This is a genomic window from Streptomyces sp. NPDC052236 (assembly GCF_044548015.1).
Classification (GTDB): domain Bacteria; phylum Actinomycetota; class Actinomycetes; order Streptomycetales; family Streptomycetaceae; genus Streptomyces.
Window position 1 is genome coordinate 22,065 of the sequence record NZ_JBIUBL010000017.1, and the last position, 25,225, is coordinate 47,289.

Sequence of the window (25,225 nt, forward strand, 5' to 3'; positions counted from 1 at the left end):
TCACTTCCTGAGCTCCAGGAGGGGCACGTCGGGGCGGGTGACGGAGAAGACCTGGGCGTAAAGGGAGAGCTCGGCCTCCAGCGCGCGTATCAAGGTGTCGGCCCGGCGGAAGCCGTGGCCCTCGCCCTCGAAGGCGATGTACGCGTGGGGAATGCCGCGCCCCGCCATCCGGGTCAGGAACCGCTCGCACTGCACGGGCGGGCAGATCACGTCGTCGAGCCCCTGGAGCAGCAGGAACGGTGCGGCAATCCGGTCGGTGTGGTGGAGCGGCGAGCGCTCGCGGTAGCGCCCGGGGACTTCGGAGAGCGGGCCGATCAGCGACTCCAGGTACTGCGATTCGAAGTCGTGGGTCCCGTCGGCGGCCCAGTCCGTCAGGTCGAGGACGGGATAGATGATGGTGCCGCAGGCGTAGAGGTCGGTGGTGGTGAGGGAGGCGGCGGCGGTCCAGCCGCCCGCGCTGCCGCCGCGGATGGCGAGCCGTGCCGGGTCCGCCGTGCCCTCGGCGGCCAGCGCCTCGGCGACGGCCGCGCAGTCCTCGACGTCGACCACGCCCCACTGTTCGCGCAGCCTCTGCCGGTATGCGCGGCCATAGCCGGTGGAGCCGCCGTAGTTGACCTCGGCGACGCCGATGCCCCGGGAGGTGAAGTAGGCGATCTCCAGGTCGAGGACGAGAGGCGCATGGCCTGTCGGGCCGCCGTGTGCCCACACAACGAACGGCGGCAGTTCATCGTCGGGCGCGATCCGGTCCGGGCTGTGCGGCGGATAGATATGGGCGTGGATCTCGCGGTGGCCGGGGCCGGTGAACGTGCGGATCTGTGGCTCCGGGTAGTACACCGGGTCCACCGGGTCGTCGTGCGCCGAGCCGATGACCCGGGTGCGCCCGGTCCTGGTGTCGAGCTCGACCACCTCGTACGCGCTGCGCGGGCTGGCGGCGACACCGATCACCCGGTCGCCGTGCACGGCGAGGGTGGCCGCCCATTCGGTCCAGGGCCCGGCGGCGTCGACGAGTTCACCGGTCTCCGGGTCGAGGATCCCCAGCGCGGTGGTGCCCTTGCCGTGGATGACGGCGATCAGCCCGTTCTCCAGGGGGTGGAACCAGCTGAGGCCGATCTTCCACAGTGGCCCGCCGAACTCCTCGCGCCGGCCGGGGCAGAGGGGGACGCTCTGTATGGCACCGGCCACTAGGACCTGTCCGGGCGATCTTGTCGGGCCCGCGACGACAGCTACGGCACCTCGCTGTGTTGTCGGAGTCGCCCAAGTACGTCCAGTACGAGGGCGACCCTCCGCCTTGCGATGCACCGCATCTGACGCCGCGGGCTGATCCTCGAAGATCGCCCGGACAGGACCTAGCGCCTCCGGGCGGATGCGCTGGAGCTCCCACCAGTTGCCCAGGTCGGAGACGAAGAGCAGCGAGCCGTCCGGGGCCCAGTCGACCTGGCAGACCGACTCGTCCGTGCCCCCGACGACCGGCCGCACCGCCGCGAACGGGCCGTCCTCGACCACCTCGCCGAGCATCACCACCGAGCCGTCCCACGGCATCTGCGGGTGGTCCCAGGCGATCCAGGCGGCGTGGCGCCCGTCCGGCGAGAGCCGCGGCCCGGTGACGAAGCGGTGCCGGTCGCCGGAGAGCTCCCGCACCGCCCCGCGGTCCTCGGCCGCCGAGCCGTCCAGCGGCACGGCCGCGATCACCCGGCGTACGTCCGTGGGCGCCGGTCCGGTGAACTCCTCCAGCACGCACCAGACTTCGCCACCGCCACCCCGGCCGTAGTCCAGGCGCAGCCGCGGATCCACCCAGCGCAGCCCGCCGCCCAGCTCCGACACCGGGGTCAGCGGACGCGGCGCGGCCTCGGGCGCGTCCGGCTCGTACACGTACAGCCGCTGGTCGGGGAAGTGGACGAAGACGACGAGTGGGCCGCCGTCGGCGCGCCAGGTTCCGGCCCAGGGTTGGCCGCCGTACTCGATGACCCTGCTGCGCACGTTCCACGGGGACGGGAGCACCGATTCCTCGGCGCCGTCGGCCCGTCTGCGCATCAGGGCGCGTCTGCCCCCCTCGGCGGGGCGCGGCGCGGTCCACCACACCTCGTCGCCGACGATGCCGAGGTATTCGGGGCGGCCCGCGTGCGAGGCGGCGAGCGCCGCGTCGATCGGTGACGGCCAGGTTCCGTAGGCTCCCGTGGCTACCATTGCCAATTCCCCCTATGCGGACCGCAGATAGTGGTCGAGCACCTTCACTCCGAAGTGCAGCGCTTCGACCGGGACTCGCTCGTCGACTCCGTGGAACAGTGCCGCGTAGTCGAAGCCGGGCGGCAGCTTCAGCGGCGAGAAGCCATAGCCGGTGATGCCGAGCCGGGAGAACTGCTTGGCGTCCGTGCCACCCGGGCTGCAGTACGGCACGACATGGCCGTCCGGATCGAAGCGCTCGACGGCCGCGCGCAGCTTGGCGTACGTCGGTGAGTCGACGGGCGCTTCGAGCGCCACCTCCCGGTGGTGGAACTCCCAGTCCACGTCCGGCCCCGTCAGCCGGTCCATGGTGTCGTGGAACTCGGCCTCACCGCCGGTCAGCATGCGCCCGTCGACATACGCGGTGGCGTGCCCCGGGATGACATTGACCTTGTAACCGGCGTCCAGCATGGTCGGGTTGGCGCTGTTGCGCACGGTCGATTCGACCAGCGCGGCGGCCGGGCCGAGCTTCGCCATCAGCACGTCCGGATCGAAGTCGGGCGCGTCCACATCGACGTTGATGCCGTGCAGCGCGGCGAGCTCGGCCAGCGCCGCCCGCACGGTGGCGGTGAGCCGCACCGGCCACTCGTGCTCGCCGATCCGGGTGATGGCCATGGCCAGCCGGGTGACCGCGTTGGCACTGTTGACCTTGGAGCCATGACCGGCCCTGCCATGAGCGGTGAGCTTGAGCCAGGCGGTGCCCCGCTCGCCCGCCGCGATCGGGTAGAGCGTCATTCCGGGTCCGGCGTGGAAGCTGAACGCCCCCGACTCGCTGATCCCTTCCGTACACCCCTCGAAGAGGCCGGGGTGGTGGTCGGCGAGGTAGCCCGAGCCGTCGATCGCGCTGGCCTCCTCGTCGGCGGTGTACGCGATGACAATGTCCCGCCGGGGCCTGATGCCCTGGCGGGCCCACCCCCGGACGACGGCCAGGACCATCGCGTCCATGTTCTTCATGTCGACCGCGCCGCGGCCCCAGACCACTCCGTCACGGATCTCCCCGGAGAAGGGGTGCACGGACCAGTCGGCGGGCTCGGCCGGCACCACGTCCAGATGGCCGTGGACCAGCAGGGCTTCGGCGGACGGGTCGGTGCCCTCGATGCGGGCGACGACATTGGTACGCCCACGGGTGCGCTCCAGCATGGTCGGTTCGATCCCGGCGCCCGCCAGCCGCTCGGCCACATATTCCGCGGCGGGCCGCTCCTGGCAGTCGCCGCCGCCGTGGTTGGTGGTGTCGATGCGGATCAGCTCGGAGGTGAAGGTCACCGCCTCTTCCAGCGCCTGACCGTCTATCGGCGTTGACATCTCAGCCATACTGCTCCTCCACTGCTGCCGAGACGATCGTCGTAACGGCTTTGAAGGTACGAATGGCCTCATACATCGTCTCGCTTGTGTACTCGACACGCCGCTCACCGCCGACCGAAACCCCCGGGACGACGGTGGCGGCCGCGGCCAGATGGTCCGCGTCGAACTCAAGCTCCACGGTGAACGGACCACCCCGCACCGGTTCATGGCGCACGGCGAGGGCCGCCGCTTCCTTTGCCGCGGCGCGGATGTCCGATGCGGTCCGCGCCGGGGTGCGGCACACCGCCGCGTACCGCGAGACATGATCCTTCACCGCGACCGTGCGGGCGTCGGGCGCATAGCCGCCCGCGTCCGCACAGGTCAGATCATCACCGGTGACCAGCACCACCGGAACCCCGTACTCCGCGACGACATGGGCGTTGAGCAGGCCCTCGCTCGCCCGCGCGCCGTTCAGCCAGACGCCGGTGATGGAGTTGGCGAGGTAGGTGTGGGCGAGCACCCCTTCCGTGCCCGCTCCGGTGTGGTAGCCGACGAAGGCGATGCCGTCCACGTCGCCGTGCTGTACGCCTTCGACCATGGAGAGGGATTTGTGCTTGCCGGTGAGCATCTGGGCCCGCTCGTCCAGCCGCTCCAGCAGGAGATTGCGCATGGACCAGTGCGCTTCGTTGATGAGCACCTCGTCGGCGCCGCCGTCGAAGAAGCCGAGGGCCGCGGCGTTCACATCGGAAGTGAAAAGAGAACGGCAGCGCTCCCACTGGGGAGTGCCTGGCAGCACATCAGCCGGCCAGGTCACCCCGGTGGCGCCCTCCATGTCCGCTGAGATGAGGATCTTCATGCCCGGAACGTTACGCGGCGCCACCCACCCCCACCAGGCCTGTGGATAACTCACGGAAACGGCCGGACTCGCGGCCGGGCCGGCGGCCCGAACAGCTGGCCCTCAGGCCCGCCCGACCACGAACCACCGGGCGGGCAGCTCGATCCGGGTGCCGTCCGCCAGATACTCCGTCTGCGCGAGCGCCGTGTCACCGCTCGCGAAGATGTGCAGGCCCGCCTCCGCCAGCAGCGCGGGCACCTCCTCGTCCGAAGCGTCCGCCGGTTTCAGGCCGTGCGCGAAGACCCTGCGGAGTTTGGGGGGCGGCCCGTCGGGTTCCGAGGCCGCCCGGCGCAGTACGTCCCTGGACGCCGAGACCAGCTCCACGACAAAGGCGCGGCCCTGTACGCCCACGAGTTCGGCGACCGCGCGCGCAACTGCCGCCCGGTCCTGCGGTCTGCTCTGATGGATCACCGCCCGCATATAGACGTGGCAGTCTCCCAGGCGTTCGTGCAGCCCTCTGACCGCCTTCCCGTCCACCAGATTGAGCTGCTCGAACTCGGCGATCCCGGCGGCGTCGGCGTGGCGCGCGTGCTCGATCGCCGCATGCGAGAGGTCCACGCCTACCGCCTTGGTGAACCGGCCGGCGAGATAGCGGGTCTGCGTGCCGTTTCCGCAGCCGAGATCCACTATGGGCAGCGCGACGCGCGCGTAGGGCAGCAGCAGCTCGGTGTGCGGCTCGGCGGTCAGCGCGGGTTCGGCGTCCCAAATGGCCTCGCCCGGCGCGTCGGTCGTCTCACGCCAGTAGCTTTCCCACGCGTTCCGGTAGTCCTCTGACACATTCATGCGTGCACTCCCCAGGTCCGGCACGGATGACGACAACGTACGGATGACAACGTAGGGGGCGACATGGAGCCTCGCACGAAGTACGAACAAATAAGCGAACAATGTGCCGAGAGCCTCAGCGTCCGGGGCGCGGCACACGCGGGAGCGTCTGCTCGAACCACACGGCCTTGCCGACTTCGGTGCGGCTGCTGCCCCACTCCCTCGCCAGGCGGCTCACCACCCGCAGCCCGCGCCCGAACTCGCTCTCAGGACCGGCGTTGAGCAGGGTCGGCAGGGAGTGATCGTCGTCGGAGACCTCGCACAGCAGGGTGTCGGAGCCGGAGCGGGTCAGGCGCAGATTCACCTGGCCGCCGTGCCCATGCCGTACGGCATTGGTCACCAGCTCGCTCACCATGAGCTCGACGTTCCCCGACAGTTCCGCCAGGCCCCAGACGGCGAGCTGTCCGCGGACCAGCCGCCGGGCCCGCCCCACCTCGCGCGGCTCGGCCGACAGCGGCCAGTCGGCGACGTCCTCGGCGGCGATGCCGTTGAGGCGCGCCATCAGCAGGGCCACGTCGTCCTTGCGTCCGCCGCGTGTGTTGAGCGCGCGGATGATGGTGTCGCAGGCATCGTCCATGGAAGCCGCGGGGTGCGCGGCGTACTCGCAGAGTGTGGCCAGGCCCACCCCGATGTCCTCGCCGCGCACCTCGACCAGACCGTCGGTGCACATCACCAGCCGGTCGCCGGGCTCCACCGGGAACCGGGCCGTCTCGAAGGGGACCCCGCCGACGCCGATGGGCGCGCCGGTGGGCAGTTCGAGCAGCTCGCTGCGGCCGTCCGCGGCCCGGACCAGCACGGGCGGGATATGGCCCGCGTTGGAGATCTGCAGCTCGGAGCCGATCGGGTCGTAGACGGCGTACAGACAGGTCGCCAGATACTGCTCGCCGAGCCGCCGCGCCAGGTCGTCCAGGCTGCGGAGCAGCTGCGCGGGCGGCAGCTCCATGGTGGCCATGGTCTGTACGGCGGTACGCAGCTGTCCCATCATCGCGGCCGAGTTGAGGCCGTGGCCCATGACGTCGCCGACGACGAACGCGGTACGCGAGCCGGGCAGCTTGATCGTGTCGAACCAGTCACCGCCGACCCGGCCGAGGCTGGCGCCGGGCAGATAGCGGGTGGCCGCGTCGCAGCCCGCCATGCGCGGAGCTACCTGCGGCAACATGCTGTCCTGGAGCGTCTCGGCGACGTTCTCCTGGTAGGTGTACATACGGGCGTTGTCGAGGACGAGACCGGCGCGCGCGGCGAGTTCGGCGCCGGTGGTGCGGTCCATGTCGTTGAACGCCTCGCGCCCCGGACGGCGCATGAGCACCATGAAGCCGAGGACGACATCGCGTGCCTTGAGCGGCACGATCAGCATCGAGCGGTGGTTGATGAGGGGCCGCAGGTCCCGCTTCTCGAACTGTCCGGAGATCCGGTTCCCCATTTCCTCGCTGATGAGCGGGATGAGCACCGGCTCTCCGGTGACCATGCACCGGAAGAACGGCGTCTGTTCGGGGAAGGCGATGGCCTCGCCGACCGGAACGGTGTCGTCCCAGCGGTGCGGTTCGTCGTTGTGCTCGACCCATACGCGGTGCCAGACGGTCGTCACGTCCGGCGGGCCGTCCGGGAAGCCCTCGCCCGCCAGCACGGCCGCGCGCAGATGCGTACCGGCGAAGTCCGCGAAGCGGGGTACGGCGGCGCTGGTGACCTCGCGGATGGTGCGGGCCAGATCGAGCGACGTACCGATGCGTCCGCTGACCTCGTTGAGGAATTCGAGCCGCTCGCGCACCGCGGCGTATTCGAGATCCTGCTCCAGGTCGGCCGTGTCGACCGGCTGCCCGGCCGCCGCGGCCTGTAACGCGGCGCGCTGCCGCTGCTGGCGCTCGGCGCGCCGGGGCACGCCCCAGTCGGGGGTGACGGGAACCCGGTCGAGATGGCTGAATTCGAGCACCGGATAGCCGAGGTCCAGTACCTGGGAGACGATCCGCGTCGACTGCTGGACGCTCATGCTCGGCAGGATCTCGGGGAGCCGGCGGGCGAGCTCGTCGAAACCGGGAAACCCCGTGAACTCGGTATGCAGGGCGAATCCGGGCGCGATGCGCTCAACGCTCTCGCCTCTCTCGCCGCTCTGGCCGCCCTCACTCTCGGAGGTGAACTGCGTGGCGTCCGCGGCCAGTACGAGCAGCCGCTCGTGGCCCGGTCCGACCATGGGGTAGGCCCACCACAGCACATCGACGCGGTCGCGCCCCGGCTCGGAGAGGCGGGCCCGGCCTGCCGACGGATAGGAGGTGATGCCGTTGAGCGAGCGGTCGAGACCGGGGCCCAGACCGCCGTAGGCGCCGTACTCCTCGTACTCACCCTCGGCGGCCAGCGCGCCCGAGACAGGGAGCAGGTCGACGGCGGACTGTCCCACCGCCTGCTCCCTGGTGGGTCCGAAGAGCCGGCGCGCTCCGGTCGACCAGTGCGTCACCAGGCCGTCGCCGTCCACGACGATCACAGCTAGCGGAATCCGTCCGGCCACGGCGTACGGCTGCCGTGGCGGCGTCGGCGGAACACCACTGTCCATGGGTGCGAGGCTCCTTCCCCGCCGCCAGAATGCGCGGCCCTGTCCACCACGGTACGGCCCCGCGCCGCGGTCCGCGGGGCAACGGCGGAATAGGTGGTGCGCCCGCGCGAAACGGACGGCGGGTCAGTCCGCGTGCCCCAGTTGGAGATCGCGCTCGGTGCGCCCCCCGCCCGCGACCTGCAGCACCGTCGCCACCGGCGGATAACCCGCCGCGATCACCGTGTACTCGCCGGTTGAGAGGTCGACGAACCGGAAGGTGCCGTCGGGGCCCGTGGTGAGGGTGTCCACCACATTTCCCGCCGCGTCGAGCAGCGTGACGCGCGCGTCCTCGACGGGGCGCCCGTCACCGGCGCGCACCGTCCCGCGCAGCATCGCGCCCCCCGCCAGCTCGATGTCCTGGCGGGTCTCACGGGACGCCTGCACGCTCACGGGGAGCGCGGCGGGACGGAAGACGGGGGCGCTCGCGGCGAGCGTGTACTCCCCCGCCACCAGTTCGCTGATCACATAGCCCCCTTCGCGGCCACTGCGGGTGGTGGCGACGACCTCACCGCGTACGTCGGTGAGGGTGACCGCTGCGTCCCGTACGGGCGTGCCGTCCGCGGTGACCACAACCCCGGCGAGACGGCCCGCCCCGCCGAGCACCACATCGAGTTCGACGGGCCGCTCGCCGACGACGACGGTGACGGCCTGCGGCTGATGCCCGCCCGCCGCCGCGATCATGACGTACGAGCCGGAGCCCGGCACGCTCAGCGCGTACCGCCCGTCCTCACCGCTCGCGCCGCGTCCGATCTGTTGCCCCTGTACGTCGATGAGGGTCAGGGCGGCGAGCGGGACGGTGCTGCCGTCATGGTGCTGGACGGTGCCGCAGACGGGAACGCCGGAGCCGTACGAGGGGGCGGCGGCGCGATCGTGGCGGGCGCTGCGTGCCCAGGGCACGGTGGGCTTGGTGTACGGGGTGTACGGGGTGTGCGGCGTGTGCTCGGTGGGCTCGGCAGCCGGGGCGGACGGGGTGGTCGGAGCGGACGGGGCGTTGTAGGACACCAGCGGTTTCTCCTTGAGGAAGAAGGCGATGAGGAGGCCGAGCGCGAGCACCGGCACGAGGGGGAGGAAAATCCGCGGCATCGCGTCCGCGTCCGCGTACGCCCGGTCGGCGAGGAGCGTGCCCAGGACGGCGCCGACGCCCCCGCCCAGCTGCCGGAAGCAGGTGTGCGCCCCGGTGGCCGCGCCGACGTCGGCGGGCGGTGCGGCGTTCTGCGCGGCGAGGATCAGCACGGGCAGCACCAGTCCGATGCCGACGCCGAGCACCGCCTGCCGGACGCCGAGGTCGAGCCGGGTCGTGTCGGCGTCCAGGCGCGACAGCAGCCATGTGCCGGCCGCCGAGACCGCGCAGCCGAGGACGGAAGGGATCCGGTAGCGCCCGGTGCGGCTGACGAGCGGCCCGGAGATGATCGAGGCGACGGCGATACCGCCCGCCATCGGGAGCATCAGCAGTCCGGACTCGGTGGCGTCGACTCCGTACAGCAACTGGAGGCAGGACGGCAGATAGCCCGCCACGCCGAAGAGCGCGACGCCGATGACCGTGCCGACGAGGCTGGTGACGGTGAAACCCGGGGCGCGGAACAGCCGGGGCGGGATGAGCGGTCGGGACACCAAGTACTCGACGACCACGAAGAGCAGGGCTGTTCCCGCCGCGCCCGCCGCCAGACCCAGGATGACGCGCGAGTCCCACGCGAACTGCCTGCCACCCAAACTGGTCAGCAGCACAACACAGGTGGTGGCGGCGGCGAAGAAGAGCGTGCCGAGCACGTCGAGTCGCGCTCTGGCGGCCTTGGCGGCCTTGGCGGCCTTGGCGCGCTTCGGACGGGGCAGCGCCACGGTGACGACAAGCAGGGTGACCAGACCGCAGGGGGCGCTGACGTAGAAGCACCAGCGCCAGGAGAGCTGGTCGGTGAGAAGGCCGCCGGCGAGCGGTCCGGCGAGGGAGGCGAGTCCGAATACGGCGCCGATGAGGCCCATGAAACGGCCGCGTCGGCGGGGCGGGACGAGGTCCGCGGTGATCGCCTGCACGCCGGTCAGGACACCGCCCGCGCCCAGGCCCTGGACGGCCCGGAAGGCGATGAGCTGGTCCATCGTGCGCGACCAGCCGGCCAGCGCGGAGCCGATGACGAAGACGGCGATGGCGAACTGGAAGACGCCCTTGCGGCCGAAGATGTCGCCGAGTTTGCCGTGGACGGGCAGCGCGATGGCGGCGGTGAGGAGGTAGGCGGTGACCGCCCAGGCCATCCGGTCCGGGTCCCTCAGGTCGCCGACAGCGTCAGGGAGGGCGGTGGCGACAATCGTCTGCTCCAGCGCGGCGAACAGCAGCGCGGGGACGAGGACGGCGAAGACGAGTCGTACGCGGCGGGGGCTGAGCGGCGTGCCGGGCGCGGCGCCCGAAGGACCGGCGTCCGAACGACCGGCGCCCGAACGACCGGCCGTGGCCGGTGCGGACTGCTCGCCGGGGACCAGAGTGCTGCCGCCCACGGATCTGCTCCCCTTCTGCCCTTCGCCATGCCTGCCTGCGCGGCGTAATTCTTCGCATTCGGCATGAAGGGGGAGCAAGCGGGCGCTGTCCGAGCGGGGGCGGGTAATCGGGTGCAAAAGACCCTTGGCAGGGTGCACTTCGGGCGCTCATCAGGGCTTTCCCGCGGCACTGTGGCACGGGAAGGTGCGTCACGGTACCGCGGGGAAACCACTCGAAACGGTGAACTCCGAGCCTTACGGGGCCAGCGGACCCCTCTGCGTGGCGACTACTTCGCGACCTCCGCCGCGAGCTTGTCGAGCAGTTCGTCGTAGATACGGCCGAGCCCCTTGGGCGCGAAGGTCCTCTCGAAGAAACCGCCGATGCCGCCCGCGCCGGTCCAGACCGAGCTGACGACGACCCGCGCCCGCGGCGTCCCGCCCTCGCTCGCCGGGGTGACCGTCCAGGTGGTGACCATGGAGGAGTTGCGGTCTTTCTCGATCAGCTGACCGTCGGTCGGCTCGGTCACCTCAAGCAAGCAGTCGCGGACGCGCTTGCTCGTCGCCTGAAGCTTCCAGTGGACGAGGGTGCCCTCGCCGTCGCCGCCCTCCCGGACCTCGTACTCGCTGAAGTGCTCGGGCAGAAGCTTCGCGCGGGTGTTCTCGTAGTCGGCCAGCGCGTCGAACACCGTCTCCGCGTCCGCCGAGATGATCCGTTCCGTGGTGGCTTCGACCTGCGCCATTCGCGTTTCCTCCAGCACTCGGTTCTTCGGGGTGCGGGCTAGCCAATCACCTTGGGACCGGCCGCCCAAATCCGGGAGGTCTGGCGCGGGTGTGCGGCCTCCGATCAGGGGCGGCGGCCCGCAAGGACGCAGAACTCGTTCCCCTCCGGGTCGGCAAGTGTGACCCAGCTCTCATCGCCGGTTTGGCCGACGTCGGCGTGTCGAGCACCTAGGTCGAGCAGGCGACGGACCTCTTCGTCTTGCTCCCTGTCGGTTGGGTTGACGTCGATGTGGAGCCTGTTCTTGACGGTCTTGCCCTCGGGCACGTGCGCGAATGTCAACGTCGGTGGCACTGGGCCAAGGCGGTTCTTGCCTTCAGGCACCGCCGGGGAGCCAATGGTGACAATTCCGTCGCCTTCTTCTTGCACCTCGTAGTCAAGGACCGAGCACCAGAACCGGGCGAGACCGTTGGGATCGGCACAGTCGATCGCAAGCTCGGTGAACTTACTGGTCATGTCAGGACCTCCCAGCCAAGTAGCGGGTCCACCAAAGGCCACACGCCAACCGCAGTGTTCGACGCAGCCGCGCCCACACTTGAGCCCTCAACTCAACCCCTGCCGGAAAGTTTGACTCCCTCCAGCGGCGATCAAGGGAACATATGTTCTATTCTGTGGTCAGTGCTACTGAGGAGGCGCCCCATGCGCTGGGACAATCTGGCCGAGAGCCCAGTCGAGAACCCCGCCACGGCCGGGGACACCGCGCTTTTCTCCACGTCCGCGGTGACCACGAGGACCTTCGACACACCCGAATTCCGGGGCATCACCTTCCACGAGATCCGCGCCCGTTCGATTCTGAACCGCGTGCCCGGTGCTTCACGGATGCCGTTCGAGTGGACGGTGAACCCCTACCGCGGCTGTACGCACGCCTGCGTGTACTGCTTCGCCCGCAAGACCCACAGCTATCTGGACCTCGACACGGGGCTCGGTTTCGACACCCAGATCGTGGTGAAGATCAACGCCCCCGAGCTGCTGCGCCGGCAACTGGCGTCCCCGCGGTGGCAGGGCGCGCACATCGCCATGGGCACGAACGTCGACTGCTACCAGCGGGCGGAGGGGCGCTACCAGCTGATGCCGGGCATCATCACGGCCCTGCGCGACCGCGCGAACCCCTTCTCCATCCTCACCAAGGGCACGCTGATCCTGCGCGATCTGGATCTGCTGCGGCAGGCGGCGGAGGTGACCGAGGTCGGGATCTCCGTCTCGGTCGGCTTCACCGACCGCGAGCTGTGGCGCACGGTGGAGCCGGGCACGCCCTCGCCGGAGCGCCGCCTCGACGTCGTACGCACCCTCACCGACCACGGCATCGGCTGCGGGGTGCTGATGGCGCCGGTCATCCCGTTCCTCGGCGACCACCCGGACCAACTGCGGGCGACCGTACGGGCGATCGCCGCGTCCGGGGCGACGTCGGTGACGCCGCTCGTGCTCCATCTGCGGTCCGGGGCGCGCGAGTGGTTCATGCAGTGGCTGGGGCAACACCATCCGCATCTGGTGCGGCGCTACGAGCGGCTGTACGCGGAGGGGGCCTACGCGCCGAAGTGGTATCAGCGCCGGATCACGCGCCAGGTCCACGAACTGGCCACGGAGTTCGGCATAGGCCCCACGGACCGGGCCGCGCCACGCCGGATCCCACCCCCTCCGGAAGCCGGGTCGGAGCCGCAGACCGAGCCGCAGACGGAGCCGGAGCAGCTGACCCTGCTGTGAGGGTGCGGGCGGCCGGATTGTCAGTGGCGTGCGCGAGGATGAGCGCATGACTAGCCGACTCACCCATGTACAAGCCCCCGAAGGCGTCGCTCCCGGCACCGGTTACAGCCATGTCGTCTGGGGTACCGGCCGGTTCGTCGCGATATCGGGGCAGTGCGCCTTCGACGCGGACGGCAAGGTGGTGGGCGAGGCAGATCCGGCGGCGCAGGCGCGGCAGGTCTTCGAGAACCTCCGCCGCTGTCTGGCCGCGGCGGGCGCGTCCTTCGAGGACGTGGTCAAGCTGACTTACTTCGTCACCGACGTCGCGCACCTTCCGGCGGTCCGCGCCGCACGCGACGAGGTGCTCGACCCCGAGCGCATGCCGGCGAGCTCCGCGGTCCAGGTGGCGGCGCTGTTCCGGCCCGAGCTGCTCGTCGAGATAGAGGCGTTCGCGCTCATCGGGGAGGAGAGCCAGCGCGAGGTGAGCCAGGGCGAGGAGAACTAGGACGTCGTACGTCCGTCAGTTCAGGCGCGCCAGCGCCGCCTCCGCCGCCGCCGTCAGCCGGGGGTGCGTGCGCGCCGTTCGCAGGATGTCCGCCGCTCTCTTGTCGCCCAGGGCGCCCAGGCCCTCGACGCACGCCAGCGCCACCCTCCAGTACGGGTCACCCGGAACCAGCCTGCGCCGCAGGACCGTCATCAGCGTCGGCACGGATTCCGGTGCGCGCAGGCGCGTGAGCAGCCGAACCGGGAGCAGCGCGTAGGAGACCCGCAGCTCATTGGTCGCGAGCGCCGCCGCCGCGCGGGGTGTGCGGGGGTCGTTCAGCCTGGTCAGGGCGTGCGCGGCGGAGACGCAGCGCGCCGGGTCCCGGTGGTTGAGGAGCAGCACGAGCGCCTCGAAGGCCCGCCGGTCCCCCGCGCAGCCGAGCCGGAAGGCCGCGAGCTCCCGTGCCCACAGGGGGCACTCCTGTTCGGTGAGGGCTGCGGCGAGTTCCTCCCGGTCCGCAGTCGCCATAAGCCGTTCGTACGCCGCTGAACCACCCGACTCGCTCCGCAGCCGTTGCGCCAGCGCCAGTAACTCCACGTCCATGACGGCCAGGGTATCGGCGATGGGCCACAATTCAGACGGCACGTACCGAGGGGCTGGCGCGCTCGTTACTCGCCGGTTAAGCTCAAGTGAGCGGATTACCCCCGCACAGCTCACGGTGGCCTGGTGACGCAGCCACCGCGAGTGCCGTCGGTCAGGCAAGTACAGAAGCAAGTACAGAAGACAGAAGACACAGGGACGACGCGACTCCGGGACAGAGTCCGTCGGCCCTTCAGTACGACCTGTACGCCAGTACGAACGCTCATGACACGCACTCGCCGTGCGCCCTTCGGCGTCTTCGCCCGCCCGCGCGCGTCCCTCATCAGTCGTCACTCATCCCTGGAGTCCCCCGATGGACATCCCTCTGCACACCATTGCCGTCGTCGGCCTCGGCACCATGGGCACCGGCATTGCCGAAGTCCTCGCCCGCGCCGGCCGTGAGGTCATCGGCATCGACGTCAGCCCTGCCGCCGCCCGTCAGGCGGTCACCGCGCTTGAGTCCTCCACCGCCCGTGCCGTGGAGCGCGAGCGGATCACCGAGGAGGACCGCAGGAACATCCTCGCCCGCTTCCGTACCTTCTCCGATCTGCACGCCGCGGCCGACGCCGAGCTGGTCATCGAGGTCGTGCCGGAGTCGTACGAGACCAAGCACCAGGTCTTCCGCGCGCTGGACGCCATCGTCCGTCCGGGCACGATCCTCGCGACTGGCACCAACGCGCTGTCGGTGACCCGGCTGGCCGCCGACTCCGAGCACCCCGAGCGCGTGCTCGGCCTGCACTTCTTCAACCCGGCCCCGGCGATGAAGCTGGTCGAGGTGGTCTCCTCGGTGCTGACCGCGCCGTACGCCGTCGACGCGGTCACCGCGCTCGCCCGCGACCTCGGCAAGGAGCCCGTCGCGGTCGGCGACCGGCCCGGGTTTGTCGCGGACGGGCTGCTCTTCGGCTACCTCAACCAGGCCGCCGCGATGTACGAGGCCAAGTACGCCTCCCGCGAGGACATCGACGCCGCGATGAAGCTCGGCTGCGGGCTGCCGATGGGGCCGCTCGCTCTGCTCGACCTGATCGGCATCGACACCGCCCGTACGGTGCTGGAGGCGATGTACGCCGCCTCCCACGACCGGCTGCACGCGCCCGCGCCCATCCTCAAGCAGCTCAGCGAGGCGGGGCTGACCGGCCGCAAGACCGGCCGCGGCTTCTACGCGTACGCGGCGCCCGCCGCTCCCGCCGCCGCCGTCGTGGTCCCGGACGCGCTCACCCCGCGGCCGGCGGAGGACGAGCGGGTCGGCCGCGAGGTCAGGTCCGTCGGCGTGGCGGGCTCCGGCACCATGGCGAGCGGTATCGCGGAGGTCTTCGCCAAGGCCGGTTACGAGGTCGTGCTCGCCGCCCGCAGCCTGGAGAAGGCGGAGGCGGCGAAGGTCCGGGCGGCCAAGTCCCTCGCCCGCTCCGTCGACAAAGGCCGGATGACGGCCGAGGTCCGCGAGGCGGCCCTGGCCAGGATCACCCCGGCCGGTTCGCTCGACGCCTTCGCCGAGGTCGATCTCGCGGTGGAGGCGGTGGCCGAGGACCTGGAGATCAAGCAGCAGCTCTTCGCCACCCTCGACAAGGTCTGCAAGGAGGGCGCGATCCTCGCCACCACCACCTCCTCGCTGCCGGTCGTCGCCTGCGCCCGCGCCACCTCGCGCCCGCAGGACGTCATCGGCATGCACTTCTTCAACCCGGCCCCGGCGATGAAACTGGTCGAGGTGGTCCGTACGGTCCTGACCTCCGACGAGGTCCACACCACCGTCCGCAGGGTGACCAGGGAGATCAAGAAGCACCCGGTGGACTGCGGCGACCGGGCCGGGTTCATCGTCAACGCCCTGCTCTTCCCGTACCTCAACAACGCGATCAAAATGGTCCAGGAGCACTACGCGACCCTCGACGACATCGACGCCGCGATGAAGCTGGGCGGCGGCTATCCGATGGGCCCCTTCGAGCTTCTCGACGTGGTCGGGCTCGATGTTTCGCTCGCCATCGAGAAGGTGCTGCACCGCGAGTTCCGCGACCCCGGGCTGGCTCCGGCGCCGCTGCTTGAGCATCTGGTGGCGGCGGGCTGCCTGGGCCGCAAGACGGGGCGTGGCTTCCGCGAATATGCCCGGCGCTGATCGCAACTCGGACGCGGGCGCCGGGTGGGGCGGGCTGCTCGGGCCTCCCGGCGGCCCGAGCGGGTCGAACAGCCCAAGCGGCCCGAGCGGGTCGAACAGCCCAAGCGGGTCGAACAGCCCAAGCGGGTCGAGCGGGTCGAGCGGCCCGAGCGGCCCGCAGGCGCGCCCTCCTGCACGAATGCAGTACGTTCAGGGCATGTCCCAGCCCTCTGACCCCAGCCGCCGACCGAGCCGCGCCAGAGCCGCGTCCGACCCTCCGGAAAGCGCCGCGGGCAGCCGCGCCGCCGCGCAGCGCCTCAAGATGCGCCACGAGCTCGCGGCCGCGGCGATGGAACTGTTCGCCACCAAGGGATACGAGGCGACGACCGTCGACGAGATCGCCGCGGCGGCCGGGATCGCCCGCCGGACGTTCTTCCGGCACTTCCGCTCCAAGGAAGAGGCGATCTTCCCGGACCACGACGAGACGCTCGTGCGCGCCGAGGCGGTCCTGAACGCGGCCCCGGCCCACGAGCATCCGCTCGACACGGTGTGCCGGGGCATCAAGGAGGTCATGCGGATGTACGCGGCCTCCCCCGCGGTCTCCGTCGAGCGCTACCGGCTGACCCGCGAGGTGCCCACGCTGCGGGAGCGGGAAATCGCCTCGGTGGCCCGCTATGAACGGCTGTTCACCCGCTATCTGCTGGGCCACTTCGACGAGCGTGACCACCACGACGGCAACGACGACCCGCTGCTGGCGGAGGTGGCCGCGTCCGCGGTCGTCACCGCGCACAACCACGTGCTGCGCCGCTGGCTGCGGGCGGGCGGCCAGGGCGATGTGGAAACTCAGCTGGACCACGCGTTCGCGATCGTCCGCGACACCTTCGGCAGGGGCATCGGGGCGGGCCGCTCACCCCATGGCCGGTCCGCCACCGCGGCTCCGTCCGCCACCGGCCACGGCGAAGTCCTGGTGACGGTGGCCCGTACCGACGCCCCGCTGGACGAGGTCATGCGTACGATCCGCAGGGCCCTCGCGGACGGCCAGGGCTGACCGGGAGGGACCGACTACGGACCGACCGCACACAAACGCACATACGCAGCGACGGCCTCACGCACACACGTGGGGCCGTCGCTGCGTGTGTATCCCCCGGATGACAGCTGAGAGTTGTTTCCTGTTTCAAACTGTTGGCACGCAGTGTCTTGCGAGCTGGCACGCGGTGCCATACCTTGAAGGTGTCCGGGTGGCCGGCGTGCAGAGATCCCTCGCACGCCGGCTGTCCCCGCAAACCATCGGTTTGTGCGCCCGGACGCCTGCGTCACAGGCATTCTTTTCCGCGCTCACCAGCGCTGCCAGCAGCCCCACCGCCAGACCGACGGCACACCTCCACAGCCCCTTCCCAGCACGCGCTCTGCCGGAGGCACACCGTGAAGGAAATCCTGGACGCGATCCAGTCGCCGGACAGCAGGACCGCCGACTTCTCCGCACTGCCCATCCCCGAGTCCTACCGCGCGGTGACCGTGCACAAGGACGAGGTCGACATGTTCGCCGGCCTCGAAACCCGCGAGAAGGACCCCCGCAAGTCCCTCCACATCGAGGACGTGCCAGTGCCCGAGCTCGGCCCTGGCGAGGCCCTGGTCGCGGTCATGGCCAGCTCGGTGAACTACAACTCCGTCTGGACCTCGATCTTCGAGCCGATGCCCACCTTCGGCTTCCTGGAGCGGTACGGAAAGCTCTCCGACCTCGCCAGGCGCCACGACCTGCCGTACCACGTCATCGGCTCCGACCTGTCGGGCGTCGTGCTGCGCACCGGCCCCGGCGTGAACGCCTGGCGGCCCGGCGACGAGGTCGTGGCGCACTGTCTCTCGGTCGAACTGGAGAGTTCGGACGGACACAACGACACGATGCTCGACCCCGAGCAGCGCATCTGGGGCTTCGAGACGAACTTCGGCGGTCTGGCCGAGCTCGCGCTCGTGAAGTCCAACCAGCTGATGCCCAAGCCCGGCCACCTGAGCTGGGAGGAGGCCGCGGCGCCCGGCCTGGTCAACTCCACCGCGTACCGCCAGCTCGTCTCGCGCAACGGCGCCGGCATGAAGCAGGGCGACAATGTGCTGATCTGGGGCGCGAGCGGCGGACTCGGCTCGTACGCCACCCAGTTCGCGCTGGCCGGCGGCGCCAACCCGATCTGTGTGGTGTCCAGCCCGCAGAAGGCGGACCTCTGCCGTTCGATGGGCGCGGAGGCGATCATCGACCGCAGCGCCGAGGACTACCGGTTCTGGAAGGACGAGCACCACCAGGACCCGCGCGAGTGGAAGCGCTTCGGCAAGCGCATCCGCGAGCTGACCGGCGGCGAGGACGTGGACATCGTCTTCGAGCACCCGGGCCGCGAGACGTTCGGCGCCAGTGTGTACGTCACGCGCAAGGGCGGCACCATCGTCACCTGCGCCTCGACGTCGGGCTACAACCACGAGTACGACAACCGCTATCTGTGGATGTCGCTGAAGAAGATCGTGGGCTCCCACTTCGCCAACTACCGCGAGGCGTGGGAGGCCAACCGCCTGGTCGCCAAGGGCAAAATCCACCCGACCCTGTCGAAGGTCTACTCGCTGGACGACACCGGCCAGGCCGCGTTCGACGTCCACCGCAACCTCCACCAGGGAAAGGTGGGCGTGCTCGCACTGGCCCCGCGCGAGGGTATGGGCGTGAGCGACGCGGAACTGCGCGCCACGCACCTCGACGCCATCAACCGCTTCAGGAATGTGTGAGGCCCATACATGAGCGAACGGATGCCTGAGCGCCAGAAGGACCGGCCCTGGCTCATGCGGACCTACGCGGGTCACTCGACCGCCGAAGCGTCCAACGAGCTCTACCGGCGCAACCTCGCCAAGGGCCAGACCGGCCTGTCGGTCGCCTTCGACCTGCCGACACAGACCGGCTACGACCCCGACCACATCCTCGCCCGCGGCGAGGTCGGCCGGGTCGGGGTCCCGGTCTCCCATCTCGGTGACATGCGCCGGCTGTTCCAGGACATCCCGCTGGAGCGGACCAACACCTCGATGACCATCAACGCCACCGCGATGTGGCTGCTGGCGCTCTATCAGGTGGTCGCCGAGGAGCAGGGGGCCGACCTCGCCCAGCTCCAGGGCACCACCCAGAACGACATCGTCAAGGAGTACCTGTCGCGCGGTACGCATGTCTTCCCGCCGGGGCCGAGCCTCCGGCTGACGACCGACATGATCACGTACACGGTCAACCACATCCCGAAGTGGAACCCGATCAACATCTGCAGCTACCACCTGCAGGAGGCGGGGGCCACCCCGGTCCAGGAGATCTCGTACGCGATGTCCACCGCGATCGCCGTGCTGGACGCGGTGTTCGCCTCGGGTCAGGTGCCCGAGGAGCGCAGGGGCGAGGTGGTCGGCCGTATCTCGTTCTTTGTGAACGCGGGCGTCCGCTTCATCGAGGAGATGTGCAAGATGCGCGCCTTCGGCCGCATCTGGGACCAGGTCACGCGGGAGCGGTACGGCATCGAGGACGCCAGGCAGCGCCGCTTCCGGTACGGCGTGCAGGTCAACTCCCTCGGGCTGACCGAGGCCCAGCCGGAGAACAACGTCCAGCGCATCGTCCTCGAAATGCTGGCCGTCACCCTCTCCAAGGACGCGCGCGCCCGCGCCGTACAGCTCCCGGCGTGGAACGAGGCGCTGGGGCTGCCGCGCCCCTGGGACCAGCAGTGGTCGCTCCGTATCCAGCAGGTACTGGCGCACGAGTCGGACCTGCTGGAGTACGCGGACATCTTCGCGGGCTCGCATGTCATCGAGGCCAAGGTCGAGGAGCTGGTCGCCGAGTCCCTCGCCGAGATGGACCGCATCGAGCGGATGGGCGGCGCGATGGCGGCCGTTGAGTCGGGCTATCTCAAGTCGCAGCTGGTCTCCTCGCACGCCGAGCGCCGGGCCCGGATCGAGAGCGGCGAGGAGAAGGTCGTCGGCGTCAATATTTACGAGACCACCGAGCCGAACCCGCTGACCGCGGATCTCGACGCGGCCATCATGACGGTCGACCCGGCGAACGAGGCGCGTGTCGTCGCGAAGCTCCACGAGTGGCGCGAGAACCGGGAGGAGGGCCGCGCGACCGATTCGCTGGCCGCCCTGAAGAAGGCCGCGGCGGGCTCCGCCAATCTGATGGCCGCGACCGTCGAGTGCGCCCGCGCGGGCGTCACCACCGGCGAGTGGTCGTGGGCGCTGCGCGATGTGTTCGGCGAGTTCCGCGCGCCGACGGGCGTGTCCGGCGCGCCGGTCGCGGTGAGCGCCGAGCGGGGCACGCCGCTCGCGGCCGTACGGGAGAAGGTGTCCCGTACGGCGGACGAACTGGGCTCCGGGCGGCTGCGGCTGCTGGTGGGCAAGCCCGGTCTGGACGGGCACTCCAACGGCGCCGAGCAGATCGCCGTACGCGCCAGGGACGCCGGCTTCGAGGTCGTCTACCAGGGCATACGGCTCACGCCCGAGCAGATCGTGAGCGCCGCGCTCGCGGAGGACGTGCACTGTGTGGGCCTGTCGATCCTGTCCGGTTCGCACGCCGAGCTGGTGCCGGATGTACTGAACCGGCTGCGCGAAGCAGGCGCGGCCGACATTCCGGTGATCGTCGGCGGGATCATCCCGAACGCCGACGCCGCCGAACTGAAGGCGGCGGGTGTGGCCGCCGTCTTCACCCCGAAGGACTTCGGTATCACGGAGATCATCGGCCGTATCGTCGACGAGATCCGGACAGCGAACAAGCTCGACCCCCTCGACCCTCTGGAGGTCCCCGCATGACAACGCCCGTCACCCCTGTGAACCGCCTTCGCCCGCGTCGTTCCTGCCTGGCGGTCCCCGGCAGCAACCCGCGCTTCCTGGAGAAGGCCCAGGGCCTCCCCGCCGACCAGGTGTTCCTGGACCTGGAGGACGCGTGCGCGCCGCTCGCCAAGGAGGGCGCACGGCACACCATCGTCGACGCGCTCAACGAGGGCGACTGGACGGGCAAGACCCGGGTCGTACGGGTCAACGACTGGACCACCCACTGGACGTACCGCGACGTGGTCACGGTGGTCGAGGGCGCGGGCCCCAACCTCGACTGCATCATGCTGCCGAAGGTCCAGGACGCCACCCAGATCAAGGCGCTGGACCTGCTGCTGACCCAGATCGAGAAGACGATGGGGTTCGAGGTCGGCCGGATCGGCATCGAGGCGCAGATCGAGAACGCCAAGGGCCTGGTGAACGTGGACGAGATCGCCGCCGCCTCGCCGCGTATGGAGACCGTCGTCTTCGGCCCGGCCGACTTCATGGCGTCCATCAATATGAAGACCCTGGTCGTGGGCCAGCAGCCGCCCGGTTATGGCGCGGACGCCTACCACTACATCCTGATGCGGATCCTGATGGCGGCCCGTACGCACGACCTCCAGGCGATCGACGGTCCCTTCCTCCAGATCCGGGATGTGGACGCGTACCGCGAGGTGGCGGGCCGTGCGGCGGCGCTGGGGTTCGACGGCAAGTGGGTGCTGCACCCCGGTCAGGTCGACGCCGCCAACGAGGTCTTCTCGCCCTCCCAGGAGGACTACGACCATGCGGAGCTGATCCTCGACGCGTACGAGTGGTGCACTTCGGAGGAGGGCGGCAGGAAGGGCTCGGCGATGCTCGGCGACGAGATGATCGACGAGGCCAGCCGCAAGATGGCCCTGGTGGTCGCGGGCAAGGGCCGCGCGGCCGGTCTGACCCGCACCTCCAAGTTCGAAGCCCCGGAGGCGTAACCATGCAGTTCGGCCGCACCTACGAAGAGTTCACCGTCGGCGATGTGTACAAGCACTGGCCAGGGAAGACGATCACGGAGTACGACGACCACCTCTTCTGTCTGCTCACCATGAACCACCACCCGCTCCACCTGGACGCCCATTACGCCGAACAGACGACGGACTTCGGCAGGAACGTCGTCGTCGGCAACTACGTCTACTCACTTCTCCTTGGCATGTCCGTGCCGGATGTCTCGGGCAAGGCCATCGCCAACCTGGAGGTCGAGTCGCTCAGGCATGTCGCGCCGACCTTCCACGGCGACACCCTCTACGGCGAGACGACCGTGCTCGACAAGACCCCGTCGAGGTCGAAGAGCGACCGCGGGATCGTGTCCGTCGAGACCAAGGGCTACAAGCAGGACGGCACCCTCGTCTGTGTGTTCCGGCGCAAGGTGATGGTGCCCACCGAGACGTACATCAAGGCGCGCGGCGGCGAGCAGCCCGGCCGCCCGGAACTGCTGGACACCTCACAGCGTGAGCAGGAGAAGCAGCCATGAGCCGACTCGCCCAGACGCACGGTCTGACCGATGTTCAGCAGGAAATCCTGGCGACCGTCCGGGACTTCGTGGACAAGGAGATCATCCCTGTCGCCACCGAGCTGGAACACCGCGACGAGTACCCGACGCGGATCGTCGAAGGCCTCAAGGAACTCGGCCTGTTCGGGCTGATGATCCCGGAGGAGTACGGCGGTCTGGGCGAGTCCCTGCTCACGTACGCGCTGTGCGTCGAGGAGATCGCCCGTGGCTGGATGTCCGTCTCGGGCATCGTCAACACGCACTTCATCGTGGCCTACATGCTCAAGCAGCACGGCACGCAAGAGCAGAAGGAGACTTTCCTGCCGCGGATGGCGCTGGGCGAGACGCGTGGCGCGTTCTCGATGTCCGAGCCGGCGCTGGGCTCTGACGTGGCGGCGATTACGTCCAAGGGCGTCAGGGACGGCGACGAGTACGTACTCACCGGCCAGAAGATGTGGCTCACGAACGGCGGAACGTCCCATCTGGTCGCGGTTCTGTGCCGGAGTGACGAAGGACATAGCCCCGAGGAGACGGCCGCCGCGCCCCATCGGTCGATGACGACGTTCCTCATCGAGAAGGAGCCCGGCTTCGGAGAGGTCCGCCCCGGACTCACCATCCCCGGGAAGATCGACAAGATGGGTTACAAGGGGGTGGACACGACCGAGCTCATCATGGATGAACTGCGCATTCCGGCCAATCGGGTGCTCGGCGGGACCACCGGCCGAGGGTTTTACCAAATGATGGACGGCGTCGAAGTCGGCCGTGTCAATGTCGCCGCGCGTGGCTGCGGCGTCGCTCATCGTGCGTTTGAGCTGGGTGTCTCATATGCCCAGCAGCGCCATACTTTCGGCAAGCCGATCGCGCACCACCAGGCCATTCAGTTCAAACTGGCCGAGATGGCCACCAAGGTCGAGGCCGCCCATGCGATGATGGTAAACGCGGCACGCAAAAAGGACTCAGGGGAGCGAAACGACCTTGAGGCAGGGATGGCGAAGTACCTCGCCTCCGAGTACTGCAAGGAAGTCGTCGAGGACGCCTTCCGTATCCACGGTGGTTACGGCTTCTCCAAGGAGTACGAGATCGAGCGCCTCTACCGCGAGGCTCCGATGCTGCTGATCGGTGAGGGTACCGCCGAAATCCAGAAAATGATCATTGGTCGTCGGCTGCTTGAGGAGTACCGATTCCAGGGGTGATTGTCGTTTTTGGTTTGGTTCGACCACGAAGAACATCCCCTCTTGCCCTCGTGTCGTGCCGCCTTCCGGCCGCCTGACTGGGCTGCTGGCTTTCCCAGTTGCGGCCCGCACCCGTTAACATCGGCGGAAAGCCGCCGTCCCCCGTTGCCTGCGCGGCATCATCCGCTACGAAGGTCATCCATGCCCCACAGCCAAACCTCTGCACCACGCGACGGCTTCCTCAAGGGACGCCTTGCTCGCGGAGCATCGCCGTGGCTTCTGCCGACCGTCGCCACTGCCGCACTCAGCCTGGCCCGCTCACGCAGCTCCCGGAGCGCCGCGGTGATCGCCGTGCCCGCCACCGCGCTCGCGGTGGGCATGCTCTGGTTCTTCCGTGACCCGGAGCGGGAGATCACGGAGGGCCGGGTCATCTCGCCCGCCGACGGTGTGGTGCAGTCCATCATGCCGTGGAAGGACGGACGCACACGCGTCGCGATCTTCATGAGCCCGCTGAATGTGCACGTCAACCGCGCTCCCCTCGCGGGCACCGTGACGTCCGTCGAGCACATCCCCGGCGGTTTCGTTCCGGCGTTCAACAAGGAGAGCGAGAACAACGAGCGCGTTGTCTGGCACTTCGACACCGAGCTCGGCGACATCGAGCTGGTGCAGATCGCCGGCGCCGTCGCCCGGCGCATCGTGCCGTACCTGCCGCAGGGCACCAAGGTCGAGCAGGGCGAGCGCATTGGTCTGATCCGCTTCGGATCGCGCGTTGACATCTACCTTCCGGAAGGTGTCGACGTCGCTGTCGAGGTCGGTCAGACCACGACTGCGGGGGTGACTCGAATTGACCGTGATTGATCCTGATACACAGGCCGGCCTGTTCACCGACACCGACGACGAGGATGCCATCGACGACGCGGCGGACATGCCGCTGTCGCTGCGGCTGTCAATAGCCGACACCCTCACGCTCGGCAATGCCACCTGCGGATTCATGGCGGTGTACTTCACCACCACCGGGATCCTCATTCCGCATCTCCAGGGCAGCCAGGAGACCGGCATGGCGCGGCACAGCGCCGCGACCGCCGTGATCCTGATGCTCCTCGCGGCGATCTTCGACCTCTGCGACGGGCTCGTGGCGCGCAAGCTGCGCTCGTCGCCGATGGGCGCGGAGCTGGACAACCTCTCCGACCTGATCAGCTTCGGGCTCGCCCCCGCCTACTTCGTACTGGTGTACGGAATGGTCGCGGACGACGCCCACCAGAAGGTCTCGGCCGTGGCCGCGATCGTGGTGCTGTTGGCCGTGGTGCTGCGGCTTGCGAGATTCTCGTGCGTGACCATGAAGGACGGCATGTTCCAGGGCATGCCGAGCCCCTTCGGCGCGCTCACGGTCGTCTCGATCGTGCTGCTTGAGCTGCCGTTCATCCCGACGCTCCTCGCGATCATCGGTACGGCATGGCTGATGGTGAGCCGGGTGGAGTACCCCAAGCCGCGCGGTGTGCTCGCGGTGGCGATGCTCGCCTGGATCGTGGGCGCGATGGGGCTGCTGGCGGCGTGGGCGTTCGAGGCGCCGGGCGGGCAGATGCTGCTCCAGATGGGCTGTGCGCTCCAGGTGGTGCTGGGCGCGGTGATCCCGCTGTTCGCGACGGCGCGGCGGGTGAACACCTTCCGGGACAACCGCCGCGAGGCGAGGGCTGCTCAACCCTAGAGTCGCCCCATACGTATCGGTAGGTGACGAGGGCCCGGGTGCGATCCGCACCCGGGCCCTCGTCGTACCTCGTACCTCCTACGTGCGCGCGTGA

20 protein-coding genes are annotated in these 25,225 nt (G+C 69.6%); 11 read left to right on the forward strand and 9 right to left on the reverse strand.

Annotated elements, in window-relative coordinates:
* From ACIHCQ_RS26190 to ACIHCQ_RS26225, 8 genes are all read right to left on the reverse strand, one after another.
* Window positions 1-2,184, reverse strand: coding sequence for a prolyl oligopeptidase family serine peptidase (locus ACIHCQ_RS26190; protein WP_399666978.1), 2,184 nt, complete (start codon window positions 2,182-2,184; stop codon window positions 1-3).
* 12 nt (window positions 2,185-2,196) lie between these two features.
* On the reverse strand, window positions 2,197-3,531 hold the full coding sequence (locus ACIHCQ_RS26195; RefSeq protein WP_399666981.1) for a M20/M25/M40 family metallo-hydrolase: 1,335 nt from the start codon (window positions 3,529-3,531) through the stop codon (window positions 2,197-2,199).
* Complete coding sequence (locus ACIHCQ_RS26200) at window positions 3,524-4,357, reverse strand: M55 family metallopeptidase (protein WP_399666984.1); 834 nt, start codon at window positions 4,355-4,357, stop codon at window positions 3,524-3,526. The genes ACIHCQ_RS26195 and ACIHCQ_RS26200 overlap by 8 nt, the downstream gene beginning before the upstream one ends.
* A gap of 102 nt (window positions 4,358-4,459) precedes the next feature.
* Window positions 4,460-5,179 carry a class I SAM-dependent methyltransferase gene (locus tag ACIHCQ_RS26205; RefSeq protein WP_399666987.1) on the reverse strand — a complete coding sequence of 240 codons (720 nt, stop codon included), beginning with the start codon at window positions 5,177-5,179 and terminating at the stop codon, window positions 4,460-4,462.
* Window positions 5,180-5,294: 115 nt separating this feature from the next.
* On the reverse strand, window positions 5,295-7,760 hold the full coding sequence (locus ACIHCQ_RS26210) for a SpoIIE family protein phosphatase (RefSeq protein WP_399666990.1): 2,466 nt from the start codon (window positions 7,758-7,760) through the stop codon (window positions 5,295-5,297).
* 123 nt (window positions 7,761-7,883) lie between these two features.
* A complete protein-coding gene (locus ACIHCQ_RS26215) occupies window positions 7,884-10,283 on the reverse strand; it encodes an MFS transporter (RefSeq protein WP_399666993.1) in 2,400 nt (799 codons plus the stop codon).
* A gap of 266 nt (window positions 10,284-10,549) precedes the next feature.
* Window positions 10,550-11,002, reverse strand: coding sequence for an SRPBCC family protein (locus ACIHCQ_RS26220; RefSeq protein WP_399666996.1), 453 nt, complete (start codon window positions 11,000-11,002; stop codon window positions 10,550-10,552).
* Between the two features lie 104 nt (window positions 11,003-11,106).
* The gene (locus ACIHCQ_RS26225; protein WP_399666998.1) at window positions 11,107-11,496 is read right to left on the reverse strand and encodes a VOC family protein; all 390 of its coding nucleotides are present in this window, start codon (window positions 11,494-11,496) and stop codon (window positions 11,107-11,109) included.
* Between the two features lie 183 nt (window positions 11,497-11,679).
* Between ACIHCQ_RS26225 and ACIHCQ_RS26230 the strand changes: the two genes are divergently transcribed.
* Together ACIHCQ_RS26230 and ACIHCQ_RS26235 are read left to right on the forward strand one after the other, a co-directional pair.
* A complete protein-coding gene (locus tag ACIHCQ_RS26230) occupies window positions 11,680-12,741 on the forward strand; it encodes an Rv2578c family radical SAM protein (RefSeq protein ID WP_399667001.1) in 1,062 nt (353 codons plus the stop codon).
* 46 nt (window positions 12,742-12,787) lie between these two features.
* Window positions 12,788-13,225 carry a RidA family protein gene (locus ACIHCQ_RS26235; protein WP_399667004.1) on the forward strand — a complete coding sequence of 146 codons (438 nt, stop codon included), beginning with the start codon at window positions 12,788-12,790 and terminating at the stop codon, window positions 13,223-13,225.
* A gap of 15 nt (window positions 13,226-13,240) precedes the next feature.
* Here the strand turns inward: ACIHCQ_RS26235 and ACIHCQ_RS26240 are convergent, their stop codons facing one another.
* A complete protein-coding gene (locus ACIHCQ_RS26240) occupies window positions 13,241-13,807 on the reverse strand; it encodes a HEAT repeat domain-containing protein (protein WP_399667008.1) in 567 nt (188 codons plus the stop codon).
* A gap of 349 nt (window positions 13,808-14,156) precedes the next feature.
* Between ACIHCQ_RS26240 and ACIHCQ_RS26245 the strand changes: the two genes are divergently transcribed.
* From ACIHCQ_RS26245 to pssA, 9 genes are all read left to right on the forward strand, one after another.
* Window positions 14,157-15,947, forward strand: a complete 1,791-nt coding sequence (locus tag ACIHCQ_RS26245) for a 3-hydroxyacyl-CoA dehydrogenase family protein (protein ID WP_399667011.1) — start codon at window positions 14,157-14,159, stop codon at window positions 15,945-15,947.
* 178 nt (window positions 15,948-16,125) lie between these two features.
* Window positions 16,126-16,974, forward strand: coding sequence for a TetR family transcriptional regulator (locus tag ACIHCQ_RS26250; protein ID WP_399667014.1), 849 nt, complete (start codon window positions 16,126-16,128; stop codon window positions 16,972-16,974).
* 374 nt (window positions 16,975-17,348) lie between these two features.
* Window positions 17,349-18,686, forward strand: a complete 1,338-nt coding sequence (gene ccrA / locus ACIHCQ_RS26255) for a crotonyl-CoA carboxylase/reductase (protein ID WP_399667017.1) — start codon at window positions 17,349-17,351, stop codon at window positions 18,684-18,686.
* A gap of 9 nt (window positions 18,687-18,695) precedes the next feature.
* On the forward strand, window positions 18,696-20,729 hold the full coding sequence (locus ACIHCQ_RS26260; protein WP_399667020.1) for a protein meaA: 2,034 nt from the start codon (window positions 18,696-18,698) through the stop codon (window positions 20,727-20,729).
* Window positions 20,726-21,700 carry an HpcH/HpaI aldolase/citrate lyase family protein gene (locus tag ACIHCQ_RS26265; protein ID WP_399667023.1) on the forward strand — a complete coding sequence of 325 codons (975 nt, stop codon included), beginning with the start codon at window positions 20,726-20,728 and terminating at the stop codon, window positions 21,698-21,700. The genes ACIHCQ_RS26260 and ACIHCQ_RS26265 overlap by 4 nt, the downstream gene beginning before the upstream one ends.
* 2 nt (window positions 21,701-21,702) lie before the next feature.
* The gene (locus ACIHCQ_RS26270) at window positions 21,703-22,236 is read left to right on the forward strand and encodes a MaoC family dehydratase (protein WP_399667026.1); all 534 of its coding nucleotides are present in this window, start codon (window positions 21,703-21,705) and stop codon (window positions 22,234-22,236) included.
* Window positions 22,233-23,447: an acyl-CoA dehydrogenase family protein gene (locus ACIHCQ_RS26275; protein WP_399667028.1), complete on the forward strand. Its 1,215-nt coding sequence runs from the start codon at window positions 22,233-22,235 to the stop codon at window positions 23,445-23,447. Before ACIHCQ_RS26270 ends, ACIHCQ_RS26275 begins: the two co-directional genes overlap by 4 nt.
* Before the next feature lie 180 nt (window positions 23,448-23,627).
* A complete protein-coding gene (locus tag ACIHCQ_RS26280) occupies window positions 23,628-24,284 on the forward strand; it encodes a phosphatidylserine decarboxylase (RefSeq protein ID WP_399667031.1) in 657 nt (218 codons plus the stop codon).
* Window positions 24,277-25,131 (forward strand): CDP-diacylglycerol--serine O-phosphatidyltransferase, encoded by an 855-nt coding sequence (pssA, locus tag ACIHCQ_RS26285; RefSeq protein ID WP_399667034.1) that lies wholly within the window; start codon window positions 24,277-24,279, stop codon window positions 25,129-25,131. The genes ACIHCQ_RS26280 and pssA overlap by 8 nt, the downstream gene beginning before the upstream one ends.
* Window positions 25,132-25,225: the final 94 nt, after the last annotated feature.

Excerpts from the sequence above, each read along its gene's own strand:
- ACIHCQ_RS26190 (WP_399666978.1), bottom strand. The coding sequence starts at position 2,184 with ATGGTAGCCACGGGAGCCTACGGAACCTGGCCGTCACCGATCGACGCG.
- ACIHCQ_RS26195 (WP_399666981.1), bottom strand. The coding sequence starts at position 3,531 with ATGGCTGAGATGTCAACGCCGATAGACGGTCAGGCGCTGGAAGAGGCG.
- ACIHCQ_RS26200 (WP_399666984.1), bottom strand. The coding sequence starts at position 4,357 with ATGAAGATCCTCATCTCAGCGGACATGGAGGGCGCCACCGGGGTGACC.
- ACIHCQ_RS26205 (WP_399666987.1), bottom strand. The coding sequence starts at position 5,179 with ATGAATGTGTCAGAGGACTACCGGAACGCGTGGGAAAGCTACTGGCGT.
- ACIHCQ_RS26210 (WP_399666990.1), bottom strand. The coding sequence starts at position 7,760 with ATGGACAGTGGTGTTCCGCCGACGCCGCCACGGCAGCCGTACGCCGTG.
- ACIHCQ_RS26220 (WP_399666996.1), bottom strand. The coding sequence starts at position 11,002 with ATGGCGCAGGTCGAAGCCACCACGGAACGGATCATCTCGGCGGACGCG.
- ACIHCQ_RS26225 (WP_399666998.1), bottom strand. The coding sequence starts at position 11,496 with ATGACCAGTAAGTTCACCGAGCTTGCGATCGACTGTGCCGATCCCAAC.
- ACIHCQ_RS26230 (WP_399667001.1), top strand. The coding sequence starts at position 11,680 with ATGCGCTGGGACAATCTGGCCGAGAGCCCAGTCGAGAACCCCGCCACG.
- ACIHCQ_RS26235 (WP_399667004.1), top strand. The coding sequence starts at position 12,788 with ATGACTAGCCGACTCACCCATGTACAAGCCCCCGAAGGCGTCGCTCCC.
- ACIHCQ_RS26240 (WP_399667008.1), bottom strand. The coding sequence starts at position 13,807 with ATGGACGTGGAGTTACTGGCGCTGGCGCAACGGCTGCGGAGCGAGTCG.
- ACIHCQ_RS26245 (WP_399667011.1), top strand. The coding sequence starts at position 14,157 with ATGGACATCCCTCTGCACACCATTGCCGTCGTCGGCCTCGGCACCATG.
- ACIHCQ_RS26250 (WP_399667014.1), top strand. The coding sequence starts at position 16,126 with ATGCAGTACGTTCAGGGCATGTCCCAGCCCTCTGACCCCAGCCGCCGA.
- ACIHCQ_RS26260 (WP_399667020.1), top strand. The coding sequence starts at position 18,696 with ATGAGCGAACGGATGCCTGAGCGCCAGAAGGACCGGCCCTGGCTCATG.
- ACIHCQ_RS26265 (WP_399667023.1), top strand. The coding sequence starts at position 20,726 with ATGACAACGCCCGTCACCCCTGTGAACCGCCTTCGCCCGCGTCGTTCC.
- ACIHCQ_RS26270 (WP_399667026.1), top strand. The coding sequence starts at position 21,703 with ATGCAGTTCGGCCGCACCTACGAAGAGTTCACCGTCGGCGATGTGTAC.
- ACIHCQ_RS26275 (WP_399667028.1), top strand. The coding sequence starts at position 22,233 with ATGAGCCGACTCGCCCAGACGCACGGTCTGACCGATGTTCAGCAGGAA.
- ACIHCQ_RS26280 (WP_399667031.1), top strand. The coding sequence starts at position 23,628 with ATGCCCCACAGCCAAACCTCTGCACCACGCGACGGCTTCCTCAAGGGA.